The 15204-nt window shown below is 70.7% G+C and carries 15 protein-coding genes; 6 read left to right on the forward strand and 9 right to left on the reverse strand.

Annotation, left to right across the window (positions count from 1 at the left end; translation table 11 throughout):
• Positions 1-15: 15 nt before the first annotated feature.
• Entirely contained in the window at positions 16-954 is a 939-nt protein-coding gene (locus LNW72_RS16845; protein ID WP_250976173.1) for a chlorophyllase, read from the forward strand.
• A gap of 189 nt (positions 955-1143) precedes the next feature.
• Here the strand turns inward: LNW72_RS16845 and LNW72_RS16850 are convergent, their stop codons facing one another.
• A complete protein-coding gene (locus LNW72_RS16850; RefSeq protein WP_250976174.1) occupies positions 1144-1701 on the reverse strand; it encodes a CGNR zinc finger domain-containing protein in 558 nt (185 codons plus the stop codon).
• Between the two features lie 91 nt (positions 1702-1792).
• Between LNW72_RS16850 and LNW72_RS16855 the strand changes: the two genes are divergently transcribed.
• Positions 1793-2155 carry a VOC family protein gene (locus LNW72_RS16855; RefSeq protein ID WP_250976175.1) on the forward strand — a complete coding sequence of 121 codons (363 nt, stop codon included), beginning with the start codon at positions 1793-1795 and terminating at the stop codon, positions 2153-2155.
• 225 nt (positions 2156-2380) lie between these two features.
• Here the strand turns inward: LNW72_RS16855 and LNW72_RS16860 are convergent, their stop codons facing one another.
• Genes LNW72_RS16860 through LNW72_RS16870 form a run of 3 tightly spaced genes read right to left on the reverse strand, consistent with a single transcriptional unit; the run spans position 2381 to position 5242 of the window.
• Positions 2381-3565 (reverse strand): dipeptidase, encoded by a 1185-nt coding sequence (locus tag LNW72_RS16860; protein WP_250976176.1) that lies wholly within the window; start codon positions 3563-3565, stop codon positions 2381-2383.
• A 13-nt stretch (positions 3566-3578) separates the two neighbouring features.
• Positions 3579-4106, reverse strand: a complete 528-nt coding sequence (purE, locus tag LNW72_RS16865) for a 5-(carboxyamino)imidazole ribonucleotide mutase (protein ID WP_250976177.1) — start codon at positions 4104-4106, stop codon at positions 3579-3581.
• On the reverse strand, positions 4103-5242 hold the full coding sequence (locus LNW72_RS16870) for a 5-(carboxyamino)imidazole ribonucleotide synthase (protein WP_250976178.1): 1140 nt from the start codon (positions 5240-5242) through the stop codon (positions 4103-4105). The genes purE and LNW72_RS16870 overlap by 4 nt, the downstream gene beginning before the upstream one ends.
• A 157-nt stretch (positions 5243-5399) precedes the next feature.
• Between LNW72_RS16870 and LNW72_RS16875 the strand changes: the two genes are divergently transcribed.
• On the forward strand, positions 5400-5921 hold the full coding sequence (locus LNW72_RS16875; RefSeq protein WP_250976179.1) for a GtrA family protein: 522 nt from the start codon (positions 5400-5402) through the stop codon (positions 5919-5921).
• Positions 5922-5931: 10 nt separating this feature from the next.
• On the opposite strand, the gene LNW72_RS16880 is transcribed toward LNW72_RS16875, so the two are convergent.
• Entirely contained in the window at positions 5932-7218 is a 1287-nt protein-coding gene (locus LNW72_RS16880) for an ATP-binding protein (protein WP_250976180.1), read from the reverse strand.
• Positions 7219-7241: 23 nt separating this feature from the next.
• Entirely contained in the window at positions 7242-7916 is a 675-nt protein-coding gene (locus LNW72_RS16885; RefSeq protein ID WP_138356121.1) for a response regulator transcription factor, read from the reverse strand.
• A gap of 344 nt (positions 7917-8260) precedes the next feature.
• Between LNW72_RS16885 and LNW72_RS16890 the strand changes: the two genes are divergently transcribed.
• The 3 genes from LNW72_RS16890 to LNW72_RS16900 all read left to right on the forward strand — a co-directional run bounded on the left by LNW72_RS16890 (position 8261) and on the right by LNW72_RS16900 (position 11431).
• A complete protein-coding gene (locus LNW72_RS16890; protein WP_250976181.1) occupies positions 8261-9790 on the forward strand; it encodes an oligopeptide:H+ symporter in 1530 nt (509 codons plus the stop codon).
• A gap of 640 nt (positions 9791-10430) precedes the next feature.
• Positions 10431-11186, forward strand: coding sequence for a cupin domain-containing protein (locus LNW72_RS16895; protein WP_250976182.1), 756 nt, complete (start codon positions 10431-10433; stop codon positions 11184-11186).
• Positions 11183-11431 (forward strand): hypothetical protein, encoded by a 249-nt coding sequence (locus LNW72_RS16900; protein WP_250976183.1) that lies wholly within the window; start codon positions 11183-11185, stop codon positions 11429-11431. Before LNW72_RS16895 ends, LNW72_RS16900 begins: the two co-directional genes overlap by 4 nt.
• A 127-nt stretch (positions 11432-11558) precedes the next feature.
• Here the strand turns inward: LNW72_RS16900 and LNW72_RS16905 are convergent, their stop codons facing one another.
• Genes LNW72_RS16905 through LNW72_RS16915 form a run of 3 tightly spaced genes read right to left on the reverse strand, consistent with a single transcriptional unit; the run spans position 11559 to position 15204 of the window.
• The gene (locus LNW72_RS16905; protein ID WP_250976184.1) at positions 11559-12938 is read right to left on the reverse strand and encodes a hypothetical protein; all 1380 of its coding nucleotides are present in this window, start codon (positions 12936-12938) and stop codon (positions 11559-11561) included.
• The gene (locus tag LNW72_RS16910; RefSeq protein ID WP_250980186.1) at positions 12935-14119 is read right to left on the reverse strand and encodes a hypothetical protein; all 1185 of its coding nucleotides are present in this window, start codon (positions 14117-14119) and stop codon (positions 12935-12937) included. The genes LNW72_RS16905 and LNW72_RS16910 overlap by 4 nt, the downstream gene beginning before the upstream one ends.
• A 5-nt stretch (positions 14120-14124) precedes the next feature.
• Positions 14125-15204, reverse strand: a complete 1080-nt coding sequence (locus LNW72_RS16915) for a WxL protein peptidoglycan domain-containing protein (RefSeq protein WP_250976185.1) — start codon at positions 15202-15204, stop codon at positions 14125-14127.

Below are 15204 nucleotides of genomic sequence, written 5' to 3' on the forward strand. Positions count from 1 at the left end.
TTTAGCGTAGCTGACATGATCACCCACCAGACGACCGGCCTCACCGGCCCCGCTCCCACCCCGACCGTGACGGTCAAGCCGATCGTGCTGCCCGCCCCCCAGCGCGGCCAGGACCTGCACGTACGCGTTTCCGCACCGCTCACCGGCACACGCCTGCCGATCGTGCTCCTCGCACACGGATTCGGCTCCGACCTGGACGGCTACGCACCGCTGGTCGACCACTGGGCCTCTCATGGCTTCGTGGTGATCCAAGCCACGCATCTCGACTCCAAGCGGGTCGCCATCGCCGCGGACGACTCCCGCAGGCCCCACCTGTGGCGCTACCGCGTGCAGGACATGAAGCGCATCCTGGATGAGCTCAAGCCGCTGGAGGCATCCGTGCCCGGCCTCTCCGGCCGGGTCGACCACAGCCGCATCGTCGCGGCGGGCCACTCCTTCGGAGGCCAGACCGCGGGCCTCCTGGTGGGTCTGCGCGTCACCGACCCCCAGACCGGCACCGCCGACGACCTGTCCGACTCCCGGGTCATGGCCAGCATCCAGCTGGCCACGGCCGGCAAGGGCGGCGACGAACTCAGCCCCTTCGCCTACGAGAACCTTCCCTGGCTCCGCGACCAGGACTTCTCCCACATCACCGCCCCCGGGCTGGTGGTCGCCGGCGACAAGGACGACCTCCCGCTCACCACCCGAGGACCCGCCTGGACAAGCGACCCCTACACCCTCAGCCGCGGCAACAAGAGCCTGCTCACCGTCTACGGCGGCGAGCACTTCCTCGGCGGCATCTCCGGCTACCGGGCAGCAGAGACCACCGACGAGGACCCCAGCCGCGTCGCCCTCGTCCAGCAGGTCACCCTCGCCTACCTACGCCACATCACCGGCATCGACCACACCGACTGGCAGCTGGCCCGGACCGTCCTCGCCGACGCCCACCCGCTGGGGCGGCTGGACGACAAGTGACCCCCGCAGGATCAACGATGGGCGGCCCTAGGGCCTGTCGTCTGGATCTCCGCGGCGTCGCGGTGTCCAGCACGCACATCTGCCGCGTTGTCGTCGGTCGACGACGCTCCGCGTTGCCTCCCTCCTCCGCCTTGCAGCTGCACGCACCGGACACCGCTCCTTCCCCCACGGAGATCCAGACGACAGACCCTAGGTGGTCGTACGACTCCGGTAGGCGCGCATTTTGGCTCGGCTGCCGCAGACGGCCATCGTGCACCAGCGGCTGCGGCCGGCGGGGCTGCGGTCGTAGTAGACCCAGCGGCAGCTGTGGGACGCGCACGCCTTGAGGCGTGGCCAGGTGCCGTCGGCGACGGCGGTGGCTATGCCCGCCGCGATGTGGGCGGTGAGGGCGGGGGCGCCGGTCAGCCCGTCGGCAGGACGTACCGCGGCACCGCCCTCCGCGTCGATCGCCAGCAGCAGCGGCGCGGCGCGCAGTAGCCGTTCCAGTTCGGCTGCGGCCGGGTCCGGCAGCCGCGTTCCCGTGTGGGCCTGGCAGGCGTCCCGCAGCGCTTCGCGGAGCGCGAGCACGTCATCGAGGTCGGCCGGGCCGAAGCTCGGGCCGGGCAGATCGTGTTGCCCCGCCCAGGCGTCCAGGTCGGCGGGAACGCGCAGTTGGTCCTCGGCCGACTCCAGGTCGACGGTGTTCGCCAGGTCCTGGACCAGAAGCAGGAGTCCAGGAGCGGGGGCGCGTTCTCCGGGCTGCTCCACCCTTGCCACGTTACCTCCACTGGGCCATCATGAAGTAACGGTTACCGGTTGAACGCCTATGGCGGTAACGACATCGAGAGAGGTGCGCTCCATGATCGGCAAGCTGGGTTCCGTGGTACTGGACTGTCCCGACCCCAAAGCACTCGCCGCCTTCTACGCAGCCGTGATGGGCGGTGATGTGGAGGAGGCCGACGACGACTGGGTGGTGCTGCGCGCCACCGACGGCGTCAAACTCTCGTTCCAGCGCGCCCCGCACCTGGTGGAGCCGCAGTGGCCCGACCCTCAGCGGCCGCAGCAGTTCCACATCGACGTGGCCGTGGAGAACCTGGACGCGGCCCAGGAAGCGGTACTCGCCCTCGGCGCCACGCTCCTTGAGGACGACCACGACGGCAAGCGCAACTGGCGCGTCTTCGCGGACATCGCCGGCCACCCCTTCTGCCTCTGCGTCTACTGACCACCCCCAGCACCTGCTCACGGAGGGAGCAGGTGGCGTGGGAGCGCCCGAGGGTGAGGGCTCGCCCGCAGACGGGTGTCTGTGACGTGAGGGGGCCGGGGTCGGAGGGGGAGGGGTCCGAAATGCTGCCGTATATTTGTGGGCCGCCAGGCCCTAAATATACGATTTCGGACCCCTCCCCCGGAGGGCCCGGCCCCCGACCCCACAACGCACCCGCACCCGCACCTAGCCGTCCAGTTCAGCGATCGTCGCGAGCGACGGACCCCTCTTAACCTGCGCCAAGGCGGCAGCCGCTTCGGCGTCCCGCAGAACCCGCACCGCGTTCCGCCACGTCAGCTTCGCCAGGTCCGCGTCCGACCAGCCCCTGCCCAGCAGTTCGGCGATCAGGTTCGGGTAGCCGGCCACGTCGTCGAGGCCCGACGGGGTGAAGGCCGTGCCGTCGAAGTCGCCGCCGAGGCCGAGGTGGTCGACGCCGGCCACCTCGCGCATGTGGTCGAGGTGGTCCGCGACCGTGGACGGTGTGGCGACCGGGCGCGGGTTCGCCGCCTCGAAGGCGCGCTGGACGGCCATGCCCGCGGGCGTGGTGTCGAGGTGGTGCAGGCCGTTGGCCCGCATGTTCTCGTCGGCGGCCTGGGTCCAGGCGACCGCGTCGGTGAGGATGAACTTCGGGACGAAGGTGGCCATCGCGACGCCGCCGTTGGCGGGCAGCAGTGCCAGGACGTCGTCCGGGATGTTGCGGACGTGGTCGCAGACGGCGCGCGACGACGAGTGCGAGAAGATGACCGGTGCCTCGCTGACGCGCAGCGCATCCCGCATCGTGGGGGCTGAGACGTGTGACAGGTCGACGAGCATGCCGCAGCGGTTCATCTCCCGGACGACCTCCTCGCCGAAGGCGGTGAGGCCGCCCGCGCGCGGCTCGTCGGTCGCCGAGTCGGCCCACGGGAGATTGTCGTTGTGGGTGAGCGTCATGTAGCGGACGCCGAGCTGGTGCAGGGCGCGCAGCGTGGCGAGGGAGCAGTTGATGCTGTGGCCGCCCTCGGCGCCCATGAGGGAGGCGATCCGGCCCTCGGCACGGGCCGTCTCCATGTCGTCGGCGGTGAGCGCGAGCCGCAGGTCGTCGCTGTAGCGCTCCGTCATCCGGCGCACCACGTCGATCTGTTCGAGGGTCGCGGAGACCGCGTCGTCGCCGGCCAGGTCGCTGCGTACGTAGACCGACCAGAACTGCGCGCCGACGCCGCCGGCGCGCAGCCGCGGGATGTCGGTGTGCAGCGAGGCGCTCTGGTCGGTGCCGATGTCGAGGCGGTCGAGGTCGTAGCGGACCTGCTCGCGCAGTGCCCACGGGAGGTCGTTGTGTCCGTCCACGACGGGGTGGGCGGCGAGCAGTTCCGTGGCGCGGGCGATCAGGTCCATCGGGTCTCCTTGGTTACTTGCCGAACCCGAAGCCTGCCGCACCCTGGACCTTGGCGCGCAGCCGCTTGCCCTTGTCGGTGGCCTGTTCGTTCAGCTCTTCCTGGAAGTGCCGCATCCTGCCGAGGAGTTCGGGGTCGTGCGCGGCGAGGATGCGGACGGCGAGCAGTCCCGCGTTGCGCGCGCCCGCGACGGACACCGTGGCGACCGGGACGCCGGCCGGCATCTGGACGATGGACAGCAGCGAGTCCATGCCGTCGAGGTACTTCAGCGGCACCGGCACGCCGATGACCGGCAGCGGGGTGACGGAGGCGAGCATGCCGGGCAGGTGGGCGGCGCCGCCCGCGCCCGCGATGATCGCCTTGAGGCCGCGGCCGTCGGCCTGCTCGCCGTACGTGATCATCTCGCGCGGCATCCGGTGCGCGGAGAGGACGTCGACCTCGTACGGGATCTCGAACTCGTCCAGGGCCTTGGCGGCGGCTTCCATGACGGGCCAGTCGGAGTCGGAGCCCATCACGATGCCGATGAGAGGAGTCGCTGTCATTCGGTGATCGTTCCTCGCAGGTAGTCGGCCGCGTGCCGGGCGCGCTCGCGCACATCCGCCAGGTCGTCGCCGTAGGTGTTGACGTGGCCCACCTTGCGGCCGGGCTTCACGTCCTTGCCGTACATGTGGATCTTGAGCTGCGGGTCGCGGGCCATGCAGTGCAGATACGCGGAGTACATGTCCGGGAAGTCGCCGCCGAGGACGTTGGCCATCACGGTCCACTTCGCGCGCGGGCGCGGGTCGCCGAGCGGCAGGTCCAGGACCGCGCGCACATGGTTGGCGAACTGGGACGTCATCGCGCCGTCCTGCGTCCAGTGGCCGCTGTTGTGCGGGCGCATCGCCAGTTCGTTGACCAGGATCCGGCCGTCCCGGGTCTCGAACAGCTCGACCGCGAGGTGCCCGACGACGCCCAGCTCGGCGGCGATGGTCAGCGCGAGCTGCTGGGCCTGCGCCGACAGCTCGGCGCTGAGGTCGGGCGCGGGGGCGATGACGGTGTCGCACACCCCGTTGACCTGCACGGATTCCACGACCGGGTAGGAGACGGCCTGGCCGTGCGGCGAGCGCACCACATTGGCCGCCAGTTCCCGCACGAAGTCGACCTTCTCCTCCGCGAGCACCGGGACGCCCGCCAGGAAGGGATCCGCGGCCCCGTCCTCGTCGCGCACGACCCACACGCCCTTGCCGTCGTACCCGCCGACCACGGTCTTGAGGACGACGGGGAAACCGTCACCCTCCGCGGCGAACCGTGCGACGTCCGCCGGGTCCGTGACGATCCGGTGCCGCGGGCACGGCACCCCGATCGCGCTGAGCTTCGCCCGCATGACGCCCTTGTCGTGGGCGTGCTGCAGGGCGTCGGGTCCTGGGCGGACGGCGATGCCGTCCGCCTCCAGGACCCGCAGGTGCTCGGTGGGGACATGTTCGTGATCGAACGTGATCACGTCGCAGCCCTGCGCGAAGGCGCGGAGGGTCTCCAGATCGCGGTAGTCGCCGATGACGACATCGCTCACCACCTGCGCCGCCGAGTCCTGCGGGGTGTCGCTGAGGAGTTTGAACCTGATACCGAGCGGGATGCCCGCTTCGTGGGTCATACGGGCGAGCTGGCCGCCGCCGACCATGCCGACTACCGGGAATGTCACGTTCCCCAGGATATCGGGCGGGCGGACCCCCGAATGACGCCACCCACGGGCAGCGCCTCGGCCCGTGCGGTTAGCATGAAGAGCCAGTACGACTAGACCAAGAGCCACCACGGGCCCCGGGCGGGTCACACCGACAGACAGGGCCGAGCGGATCATCATGAGCGGACGCCAGACCGTGCAGTCCCGTTTGGGGTCCCTGTACCGCGAGGTAGCCAAGTTCGGTGTGGTCGGTGGCGCGGGCGTCCTGGTCAACGTCGGGATCTTCAACCTGGTGCGGCACAGCACCGGCCTGCAGACGGTCCGGGCGAGCATCATCGCCACCGCCGTATCGATTCTCTTCAACTACGTCGGCTTCCGGTACTTCACCTACCGTGACCGCGACCGGAGCAGCCGCTCGAAGGAGCTGGGCCTCTTCCTGGGCTTCAGCGCCGTCGGCCTGGTCATCGAGAACGCGGTGCTCTACGTGGCGACGTACGGGTTCGGCTGGGACAGCTCGCTGCAGAGCAACATCTTCAAGTTCGCCGGCATCGGCGTGGCCACCCTCTTCCGCTTCTGGTCCTACCGGACCTGGGTCTTCAAGGCGCTGCCGGCCCGTGAGGTGGCGGAGCAGGCGGAGTCGATCCTGGCCTCGGCGGAGGCGGACACCGATTCCGCGCCGCACAGCCGCACCACGCAGTAGGTCCCACGCGCTACGCGGGAGACGCGCCGGCGTCCCCTCGGGGCCGCCGCGGCCGCCCCGTCGGATCCTCCTGGGCCAGGAAGAGCGCGAAGACCGGCGGCCGCTGCTGGAGCAGCTCCAGCCGCCCGCCGTCCGCCTCGGCCAGGTCCCGGGCCACGGCCAGCCCCAGTCCGGTGGAGTTGCGGCCGCTGACCGTCCGCTCGAAGACCCGTGCGCCCAGGTCGGGCGGTACGCCCGGCCCGTCGTCCGTGACCTCCACGACCGCCTGGTTGCCGGTCACCCGGGTGTGCAGGCCGACGGTGCCGGCGCCGTGCATGAGCGAGTTCTCGATCAGGGTGGCCAGCACCTGGGAGACCGCGCCGGGGGTGCCGACGGCCCGCAGGCCCTGGGTGCCGGAGCGGATGATGGTGCGCCCCTCGCTCTGCGAGGCCGGGCGCCACTCCTCCATCTGCTGCTTGATCACGTCGTCGAGGTCGAAGTCGACCGCCGAGCCGGAGCGCGGGTCCCGGGCGTTGGTCAGCAGCCGCTGCACCACATCGGTGAGCCGCTCCACCTGGCTCAGCGCGATCGTCGCCTCCTCCTTGACGGCATCCTCGTCGTCCGCGGTGGCCACGATCTCCTCCAGTCGCATCGAGAGCGCCGTCAGGGGCGTCCGCAGCTGGTGCGAGGCGTCGGCGGCGAGCCGCCGCTCGGCGGTCAGCATCCGGCCGATCCGCTCCGCGCTCGCGTCCAGGACATCGGCGATCCGGTCCAGCTCCGGCACCCCGTAGCGGCGGTGCCGCGGCCGCGGGTCGCCGGAGCCGAGCCGCTCGGCGGTCTCCGCGAGGTCGGTCAGCGGGCTGCCGAGCCGGCGGGCCTGCCGCACCGCGAGGATCACGGCCGCCAGCACCGCGAGCAGCGCCACGGCCAGGATGACCAGCAGGGTCCTGCCGATCTCCTGGCTGATCTTGGAGCGGGACTCCTCGACGACCACGCTCGCGCCGTCGTCGCCGCTCTGGGTCGAGGTGATCACCCGGCCCGAGGGCCGGGTCCCGAGCTCGATGGGCGCGCTGCCCGGGATCCGGACGATCGCGAACCGGTCGGCGGCCACCTGCTGCGCCAGCGATCCGGTGTCGACCTTCTCCCCGCTGGCCCGCCGGCTGTCGACGCTGCCCGCCAGCCGGACCGCCTCGGAGTCGACGCTCTCCTGCGCGCTGCTCTCGATCGTGCGGGTCTCGACGATGACGAGCGAGAGCCCGAAGACCGCGATGACGACGAGGACGACAGCGAGCGTGGAGGAGATCAGTCGGCGGCGCATGGGTGAAGGGTGTCAGCCTTCGGCTAGTTCTTCTCGAACCGGAACCCCACACCGCGCACGGTGGAGATGTACCGGGGCGCGGTCGCGTCGTCGCCGAGCTTCTTGCGCAGCCAGGAGATGTGCATGTCGAGCGTCTTGGTCGACGACCACCATGTGGTGTCCCACACCTCGCGCATCAGCTGCTCACGGGTGACGACCCGGCCCGCGTCGCGCACCAGGACCCGCAGGAGGTCGAACTCCTTCGCGGTGAGCTGCAGCTCGTCGTCGCCCATCCAGGCGCGGTGCGACTCGACGTCGATCCGCACCCCGTGGGTGGACGGCTGCGGCGCGTCGGTGGTGCCGCGGCGCAGCAGCGCCCGGACCCGCGCCAGCAGTTCGGCGAGCCGGAACGGCTTGGTGACGTAGTCGTCGGCACCCGCGTCCAGGCCGACCACCGTGTCGACCTCGTCGGCACGGGCGGTGAGCACCAGCACCGGGAAGGTGTGTCCCTCGGTACGGATCCTGCGGCATACGTCGAGGCCGTCCATACCGGGCAGCCCCAGGTCGAGCACCACCAGATCGACGGCGCCCAGCAGGGCGGCTTCGAGCGCGGTGGGCCCGTCCTCACGCACCTCGACCTCGTAGCCCTCGCGGCGCAGGGCGCGCGCGAGCGGTTCCGAGATGGATGCGTCGTCCTCGGCAAGAAGTACGCGGGTCATGGGCTTGATGGTAGTCCGCGTGGGCAGGCGCCGAGGTAGCGGTGCCAACAGCCCTGTGAGGTAGGTCTCAAGACGCCCTATACCACGCGTTGGGCTGCCATAAAGTAATGAATCGCCCGTAGCAGCACTCAGGGTCCTTCCGCGCACAACACGCGCCGAAGGCCTCTTCTGTGACGGGGCTGGCACAAACCAGCAGTGAGTGATTGACCTGACGGCCGGGTCCGCAGCGCGCACCGCGCGGCGGGCGTGGATCCCGGCGCGCCCCCATAGCGCGCCGGTGCCGGCCACCCCCACCGGGCGCGCGGTCTGTTCCGTCGCGCGTCCCGAGCGAACAAGGATCGACCATGGCGTCCAGCCTGACGAAGGACGCCGCCCCGCAGGGGACCCCTGCTCCGGGCGGCAAGACCTTCTTCGGCCACCCCCGCGGCCTGGCCACCCTCTTCATGACCGAGATGTGGGAGCGGTTCAGCTTCTACGGCATGAAGGCCCTCCTCCCGCTCTATCTGATCGCCGGCGGCCCCGGCGCCGAGAAGGGCTCCCAGGGCGGCGGCCTCGCGATGACGGCGGCCACCGCCGTGGCCATCTACTCCATCTACATGGCGATGGTGTACCTGCTCGCCATGCCCGGCGGCTGGTTCGGCGACCGGGTCTGGGGGCCGCGCAAGACGGTCGCCATCGCGGCGGGCATCATCATGGCCGGCCACCTGACGCTCGCCGTCCCAGGCCAGGCGATGTTCTTCGTCGGCCTGGCACTGGTCGCGCTCGGTTCCGGCCTGCTCAAGGCGAACATCTCGACGATGGTCGGCCACCTCTACGACGGGCCGAACGACCCGCGCCGGGACGGCGGCTTCACCGTCTTCTACATGGGCATCAACATCGGTGCCTTCGCCGCCCCGCTGATCATCGGCACCGTCGGCCAGAACTACAGCTGGCACCTGGGCTTCGCCCTCGCCGCCGTCGGCATGGCACTGGGCCTGATCCAGTTCCTGCTCGGCACCCGCCACCTGAGCGAGCGCAGCAGCGTCGTCCCGAAGCCGCTGTCGGTCGAGGAGCGCAACACCACCCTGCGCAAGGGCCTGCTGTGGCTGATCGCCGCCGCGGTCTTCTACGGTGTGGTCGTGCTCACCGGGCACTACACGCTCAACTGGGCGCTGGTGCCGATCACCGTGATCGGCCTGGTCATCCCGGTCGGCGTCCTGGTCCGGATAAAGAAGGACAAGGAGCTCTCGGCCGCCGAGCAGTCCAAGATGAGCGGCTACATCTGGTTCTTCGTCGCCGCCGCCGTGTTCTGGATGATCTACGACCAGGGCGGATCGACGATGTCGATCTTCGGCGAGACGAAGACGCAGGGCTCGATGTTCGGGATCGACTTCCCGTCCTCGTGGTTCCAGTCCGTGAACCCGCTCTTCGTCATGGCGCTGGCCCCGGTCATCGCCTGGGGCTGGATCTGGCTGTCGAAGAAGAACCGCGAACCGAGCACCACGGTGAAGTTCGCCATGGGCCTGTTCCTGATCGGCGCCTCGTTCGTCGTCTTCGTCGTCCCGATGGGCCTGGCCTCGGACGGTACGAAGGTCAGCCCGATGTGGCTGGTCATGATCTACATGATCCAGACCATCGGTGAGCTCTGCCTCTCGCCGGTCGGCCTCTCGGTCACCACGAAGATGGCCCCCGCCAAGTACGGCAGCCAGATGATGGGTGTCTGGTTCCTCGCGGTCACCGCGGGCGACTGCACCACCAGCCTGCTGTCCATCGCGGGCGTGGATCTGAACGGCACCGGCATGGTGGGCCTCGAAGCGGCCCTCGCCATCCTCGCCGGCTTCGCCATCTGGATGTACCGCAAGAAGGTCGTCGCGCTGATGGGCGACGTCCGCTGACGTCCCGTCCCGCGCACGCGTGACGAGGCCCCGGTGACCGTACGGTCACCGGGGCCTCGTCATGCCTGGGGTGGCGCCGCCGGCGTCGGCATTGGCGGGTTGTCGATCCGACGGGCGAGGATCCCTTCGTCGTCACCACGGCGGCAGGTGAGGACAAGGCGGATCGGCTGGTCGGCGTGCTGCCACGACTCGAAGGGCATCCCTTCCATCCAGTAGCCCGGACGGGTGGGGGGGGAGGCTATCGCGGATGGCGGCCCCAGGGGTGGGGTGGGTCCTCGTCTGGGATGCGACTCTGCAGGGGTCCGTCCTTGTGGAAAGCACGTAGCCAAGACACCGCGCTGCGGTCCCAAGAAGCCCGCAGATGAGGAGGTTGAGGAGGACGTCGACGATGGTGGGCCCGTGGAAGACGGCTAGGAATCCGCCGATGCCGAACACGACAACCGGCGGCTGATCATCCATACGCCCTGCCTGCCTCTGGCGCGATCATGGCGCATCCCGGGTGGCCGCGGGGGCAGCGGGCCACCCCTCTGCCTGGACCTGGAGAACCCCGTGGCCGCTGCCTTAGACAGACTGCCCGGCGATGCCGACACCTTCCGCCGAGCCTGGCCGGACATCCCCGTCGTGTACGAACGGGACCGCGGTGACCTGGCGGCTCCTCGACCTGGACGCTGTCCGGCAGATCGCTGTCGACCCCGGGCTGCGGCCGATCGAGATCGGCATGGCGCACCAAGGCGCCATCGACGGCCGCCGGCCGGACGCCGACCACCCGACGAGCACGCTGGTCCTCAACGGCCTGCACATCACGTGGCCGCCGCTGGTCGCCTTCTGTAAGCAGCTCGCCGCGGAGCTCGGGCACCCCGTGACCGGCAACGCATACAGCACCCCCGCGGGCAGCCGCGGGTACGGTCCACATTGGGGCACCCACAGTGTGTTCCTCGCCCAGACCGCCGGCAGCAAGGTCTGGCAGCTGAGCCGACCGGTCTTCACCGATCCGTTGGAACCCCACCGCTGGACGGCGGTCGGCTTCACCGACGAGCAACTGGCCCGCGTGACCGACCATCCGGACGTGGAGGTCGAGCTGACGGCCGGGCAGGTGCTGTTCATCCCGCGCGGCTGGGTCCACCACGGTCACACCACGACCCGGCGCTCCCTGCACATCACCTTCGGCGTGCAGCTCCTCACCCGCTTCTGGCTCGTACAGCAGCTCCTCGCCCACGTGACCGCCGATCCGTACCTTCGTGCGGCGCTTCCCCCGGACCTGTCGAACAACGACATGGCGGCGCTGATCGCCCAGACTGGTCAGGGGCTGGCTGACCAGCTCGCAGCGCTGGACCCGCACGCCCCGGCCGCGGCCGTCCGCACCGCGCAGCAGCTCAGCGTCCTGGGAGTGGAGTGACCGACCGGCCGGCATCCGGCGGCAAGCATCGGCGCCCCTGCTCGTTCTGCACGGTGCACCCCGCCGACCTGCGGGACCTGGAGACCGGTAAGGACTGGTGCCTCGGTTGCGCGAAAAGCCTGATCCTCGCCGGCGACGCCATCACCGACTACGAGGAGTTCGACGAGGGCGACCGGTACAAGCACCTGCTCGCCGACCACGGCTCCGGGCTGTTCACCCGCTTCCGGTCCTCCGACGACGACTGATGCCCGGGGGCCCGTCCTCGCGGCGGCACCCCCTGGGCGCGAGGACGGGACGAGGCCCCGCCTGGTAGCCGGGGCCTCGTCGTACGTGCTTGCGTGCCGTGCCGTGTCGTCGTGCTGTGTGGTGCGGTCAGTGGCGCAGCTTGCGCCACGGGGTGAAGGTGAAGATGGCGCCGCCGAGGAGGAGGACGGTGCCCGCGATGAGGCCGAGGGCGCGCAGCGAGCCGTTGTTGTCGGCGCCGGTCTGGGCGAGACCGCCGCTGGTGGTGGTCGCGCTGTTGGCGGCGCTGCCGTTGGTACCGCCGCTGTCGCTGCCCTTCTCCTTGATGTCGAGGGTCAGCGAGGCGTCGACGGCCTTGGTCGGCGTGCAGGTCGCGACGGGCGTGCCGCCCTGCGCGAGCTGGACGGCGAGGACGCCCGGGTGCAGCGTGACCGATCCGGTCCTGCCCGGCGAGTAGACGCCGGTGAGGGGATCGAGGGTGACCGGGTCGTTCTGGGCGAACGCCTTGGTGTTGGGCGGCGCCTTGACCTGGACCGTGCCGCTGTCCGCGCCCGCCACCTTGACGGCCATGGTCGCGGTGATGAAGCCCTTGGGGAGGGGTGCGGGGGTCTTCATGACCGAGCCGATGAACCGCACGGAGAGGTTGTATCCCGCGCTGCTCTTGGTGGCGTCGATGGCCACCTGGCCGGTCGGCTTGCCGAACGACCCGCAGTCGAAGGTCACGGAGACCGGCGTGCCCTTGTGCTCGGTGCCGTTGGGCTCACCGCCACCTCCCGTCGTACCGCCGGACGTCGTACCACCGGTGGTGGTGCCTGCGGTGGTGCCGCCGGACGTGGCGCCGCCCGAGGTCGTCGTGCCACCGGTGGTGCCCGAGGTCGTGGTGCCACCGGACGTCGTACCGCCCGACGTCGTACCGCCGGACGTCGTCGTGCCGCCCGTGCCGCCGGACGTCACCTTGATCGTGACCGCGACCGGAACGGTGCCGGTCGGCGCACAGGCGGTGTCGGTCGACATGATGTAGTTCGCGTTGATGTTGTACGCGCCGGGCGAGAGCGTGACGTCACCGGCAGCGGTCAGCTTCAGCTTGCCCTTCATGTCGGACAGCACCATGGGGCTGTTCTTCGGGATCGCCGGATTCGTCCGGGTTCCCGCGACGTCCAGCGATCCGGTCTGCGCACCGCCGATCGTGACCTTGCCGGTGGGCAGCACCGAGTTGGCGGGCAGATCCGCGACGCCCGGGTTCTGCGACGCGGCCTGCACGGTCTTCCACGTCACGTCGATCGTGTCGCCGACCTTGGCGGTCGCCGGTGCGGTGATGTCCGCCTTGGTCGTCCCGTTGATGTCGGGCAGGTTCGCGATCTTCGGCGGTATGCACTTGGTCGCGAACGAGGACTCGGCGGCCTGTGCGGGTGCCGCGATCAGCAGCGCCGAGCCGCCCCCGAGCATGAGCGCGACACCGACCGCTGTGGCGGCCCTGCTCCTCCGCGGTCGCGATGGTCGATTCGTCACGTGCTTCCTTTCGAAGATGGACGTTCGGTACTCGGTGCGGAAGTCGGTGGGGGCTGCGGCCCGGCGGCCGGCGGCGGCAGGGTGCCCTGGCTGAACCAGGGCAGCGTGCCCGTGTCGTCCGGGGCCCGGGAGCCCGGCGGGCGCCCGCCGTCGGGCGATGACGTGGCCGACGGGGACGGCGCCGAACGGCGGGGCGGCGGCAGGTGGAGCAGCGCGGCGGGCCGCCAGGGGGCCTTACGGCGGCGGCCGGAGGCGTAGATCGTGCCGGGCAGCCGCGGCCGCGCCCTGTCCACGACGGCCATCCCGATCCGGAAGACCGCGGCCGGCACGACGACGCAGAGCAGGATCCAGAAGAGCGTGACGCCCCAGGGCCGTCCGACGTCCCACGGCTCGGTGACGAGCACCTTGTCGCCGTACTTGAGCTGCACCCGGTAGTCGCCGTGCGCCCCCGAGGTCAGCTCGACGGGCAGCTTGATCTGCTGTTTCATCCCCGGCGCCACGCTGCCGCTCCACTGCTGCTCCTCCCACTGCGGGGCGAAGACGCCGTGCGAGACACCGACCTGGAACACCGGGTTCTTCACCGGTCCCGAGCCGAGATTGCCGACGGTGAAGACCAGTTGGCGCTGCGGCGGGGAGCCGAACCAGGTGAGCAGTCCGCCGCCGCCCCGCAGCCTGGCGGTGAGCACCGCGAGCCGCCCGGCACCGGACGTCTGCGGCAGTTCGGCGACCGGATGCCCGGTGACGACGAACGGCGCGTCGACGGTGACGGAGTCGCCCATCACCGTCGCGACGTGCACGACGCAGGGGCAGGGCTTGGGCGGTGCGACGGCCGGCAGCTTCTGGGTGAAGCCGCCCTTGGCGTCGGTGGTGACCGCGCGGCCGGACTCGTTGGAGCAGGAGTTGGTGCCGCCGATCGCGTTCTGCCCGCAGACCAGGAGGGTGAGCAGGGTGGTCGGCTTCCAGCCCCGGCCGGTGACGGTGATCTCCGTACCGGGCTTGGCCTGCTGCGGCGACAGCGCCACCGCGGGTTTCTGGTCGGCGGCGGGCGCCCGGACCGCCGCCGGGTTGCGGACCGCCACCGGCGCCGCCGCGTGCGACGGCTGCGCGGTGAGCGCGGACAGAACGAGCAGCGCCGCGGCGAGCACGGCGGCCGCCGTCGCCCGGAGTGGTTCCCTGTGCATGGTGCTCACGCCTGTCCGCCCCTGCTTCCCACGCTCGTCACGCCGACCGCTGTCCCTGCCGTCCCCGTATCGGGATCGGGGTCCTCCTCCACCGGCCGCGGCGGACGGTTCCTGCGGCGCCTGACGATGAACCAGGCGGTCAGCAGCGCCAGTCCGGCGAGCAGCACCCCGGTGGCGAGCCACGGGACCGCGAAGAACGAGGCACCGGCCGTCTCGTTGAGCTCGCCCCGGTCGGTGGTGACGGTGAGCTTGACGCTCACCCGGTCGAACTGCGGCGACCCGGCCCACTTCTCGGTCAGCTCGACCTGCTGTCCCGGCAGGAGTTCCAGCGGCAGCCCCTTGGCCTGCCGGTCCAGCAGGGTGTTGCCGAACAGCCCGGTGGCCTTGACCCGCAGGCGCGGCAGCAGGGAGACGTTGCCCCGGTTGACCAGGGTGTAGTGGATGGTGGCGGTGCTCTCACCGGTGCCGGGCAGCCAGGGCTGGCCGTGGTCGATACGGACGTTCTCCACGGAGAGCGCGGGGAGGCTGGGGCCGCTCACCCGGAGGTAGATCCGGGCTCCGACGGCCCGCCGTACGCCGACCGCGACACTCCCCTTGGTCTTGTCGGTCTCGGTGTTGAGGGCGACGATCGCGCCGGGGTGGTCGCCGGGGGTGGCGGTGTCGGGGATGGTGAGGGTGAACGGGATGTCGGCGCGGGTCCTGGGCGGGACGGTGAGGCTGCCCTGGGCGAGCTTCACCCAGGTGCCGATGTCCTTGTTGGTCTCCTCGGGGCCGCGCACGGCGAACCCGCCGTCGCGCGGGGTGTTGTACGCGTCGGCGCCGTAGATCTTGAACTGCATCGGCGCGTCGGAGAGGTTGGAGACCGAGACCTTGTCCTTGACGGTGGTCCCCGGTCCCGCCTCCAGGGTGAAGAACTGTCGTTCCTGGCTGGTACTCGTCTTGTCCTTGGCCCCGCCCGCCGGGGCGGGGAAGACCGACCAGCGCCCGTTGTCGGCGGCGCCGGCCGGTCCTGCCGCGGGACCGAGACCGATGCCGAGCAACGCGGCGACCGTCAGCAGCACTGCGCACGCCTTGGCCCTCGACAT

The organism is Streptomyces sp. RKAG293 (genome assembly GCF_023701745.1).
GTDB lineage: Bacteria > Actinomycetota > Actinomycetes > Streptomycetales > Streptomycetaceae > Actinacidiphila.

Coding starts and splice junctions, on each gene's coding strand:
- LNW72_RS16845 (WP_250976173.1), top strand. CDS start 16: ATGATCACCCACCAGACGACCGGCCTCACCGGCCCCGCTCCCACCCCG.
- LNW72_RS16855 (WP_250976175.1), top strand. CDS start 1,793: ATGATCGGCAAGCTGGGTTCCGTGGTACTGGACTGTCCCGACCCCAAA.
- LNW72_RS16860 (WP_250976176.1), bottom strand. CDS start 3,565: ATGGACCTGATCGCCCGCGCCACGGAACTGCTCGCCGCCCACCCCGTC.
- purE (WP_250976177.1), bottom strand. CDS start 4,106: ATGACAGCGACTCCTCTCATCGGCATCGTGATGGGCTCCGACTCCGAC.
- LNW72_RS16875 (WP_250976179.1), top strand. CDS start 5,400: ATGAGCGGACGCCAGACCGTGCAGTCCCGTTTGGGGTCCCTGTACCGC.
- LNW72_RS16880 (WP_250976180.1), bottom strand. CDS start 7,218: ATGCGCCGCCGACTGATCTCCTCCACGCTCGCTGTCGTCCTCGTCGTC.
- LNW72_RS16885 (WP_138356121.1), bottom strand. CDS start 7,916: ATGACCCGCGTACTTCTTGCCGAGGACGACGCATCCATCTCGGAACCG.
- LNW72_RS16890 (WP_250976181.1), top strand. CDS start 8,261: ATGGCGTCCAGCCTGACGAAGGACGCCGCCCCGCAGGGGACCCCTGCT.
- LNW72_RS16910 (WP_250980186.1), bottom strand. CDS start 14,119: ATGCACAGGGAACCACTCCGGGCGACGGCGGCCGCCGTGCTCGCCGCG.
- LNW72_RS16915 (WP_250976185.1), bottom strand. CDS start 15,204: ATGTCGAGGGCCAAGGCGTGCGCAGTGCTGCTGACGGTCGCCGCGTTG.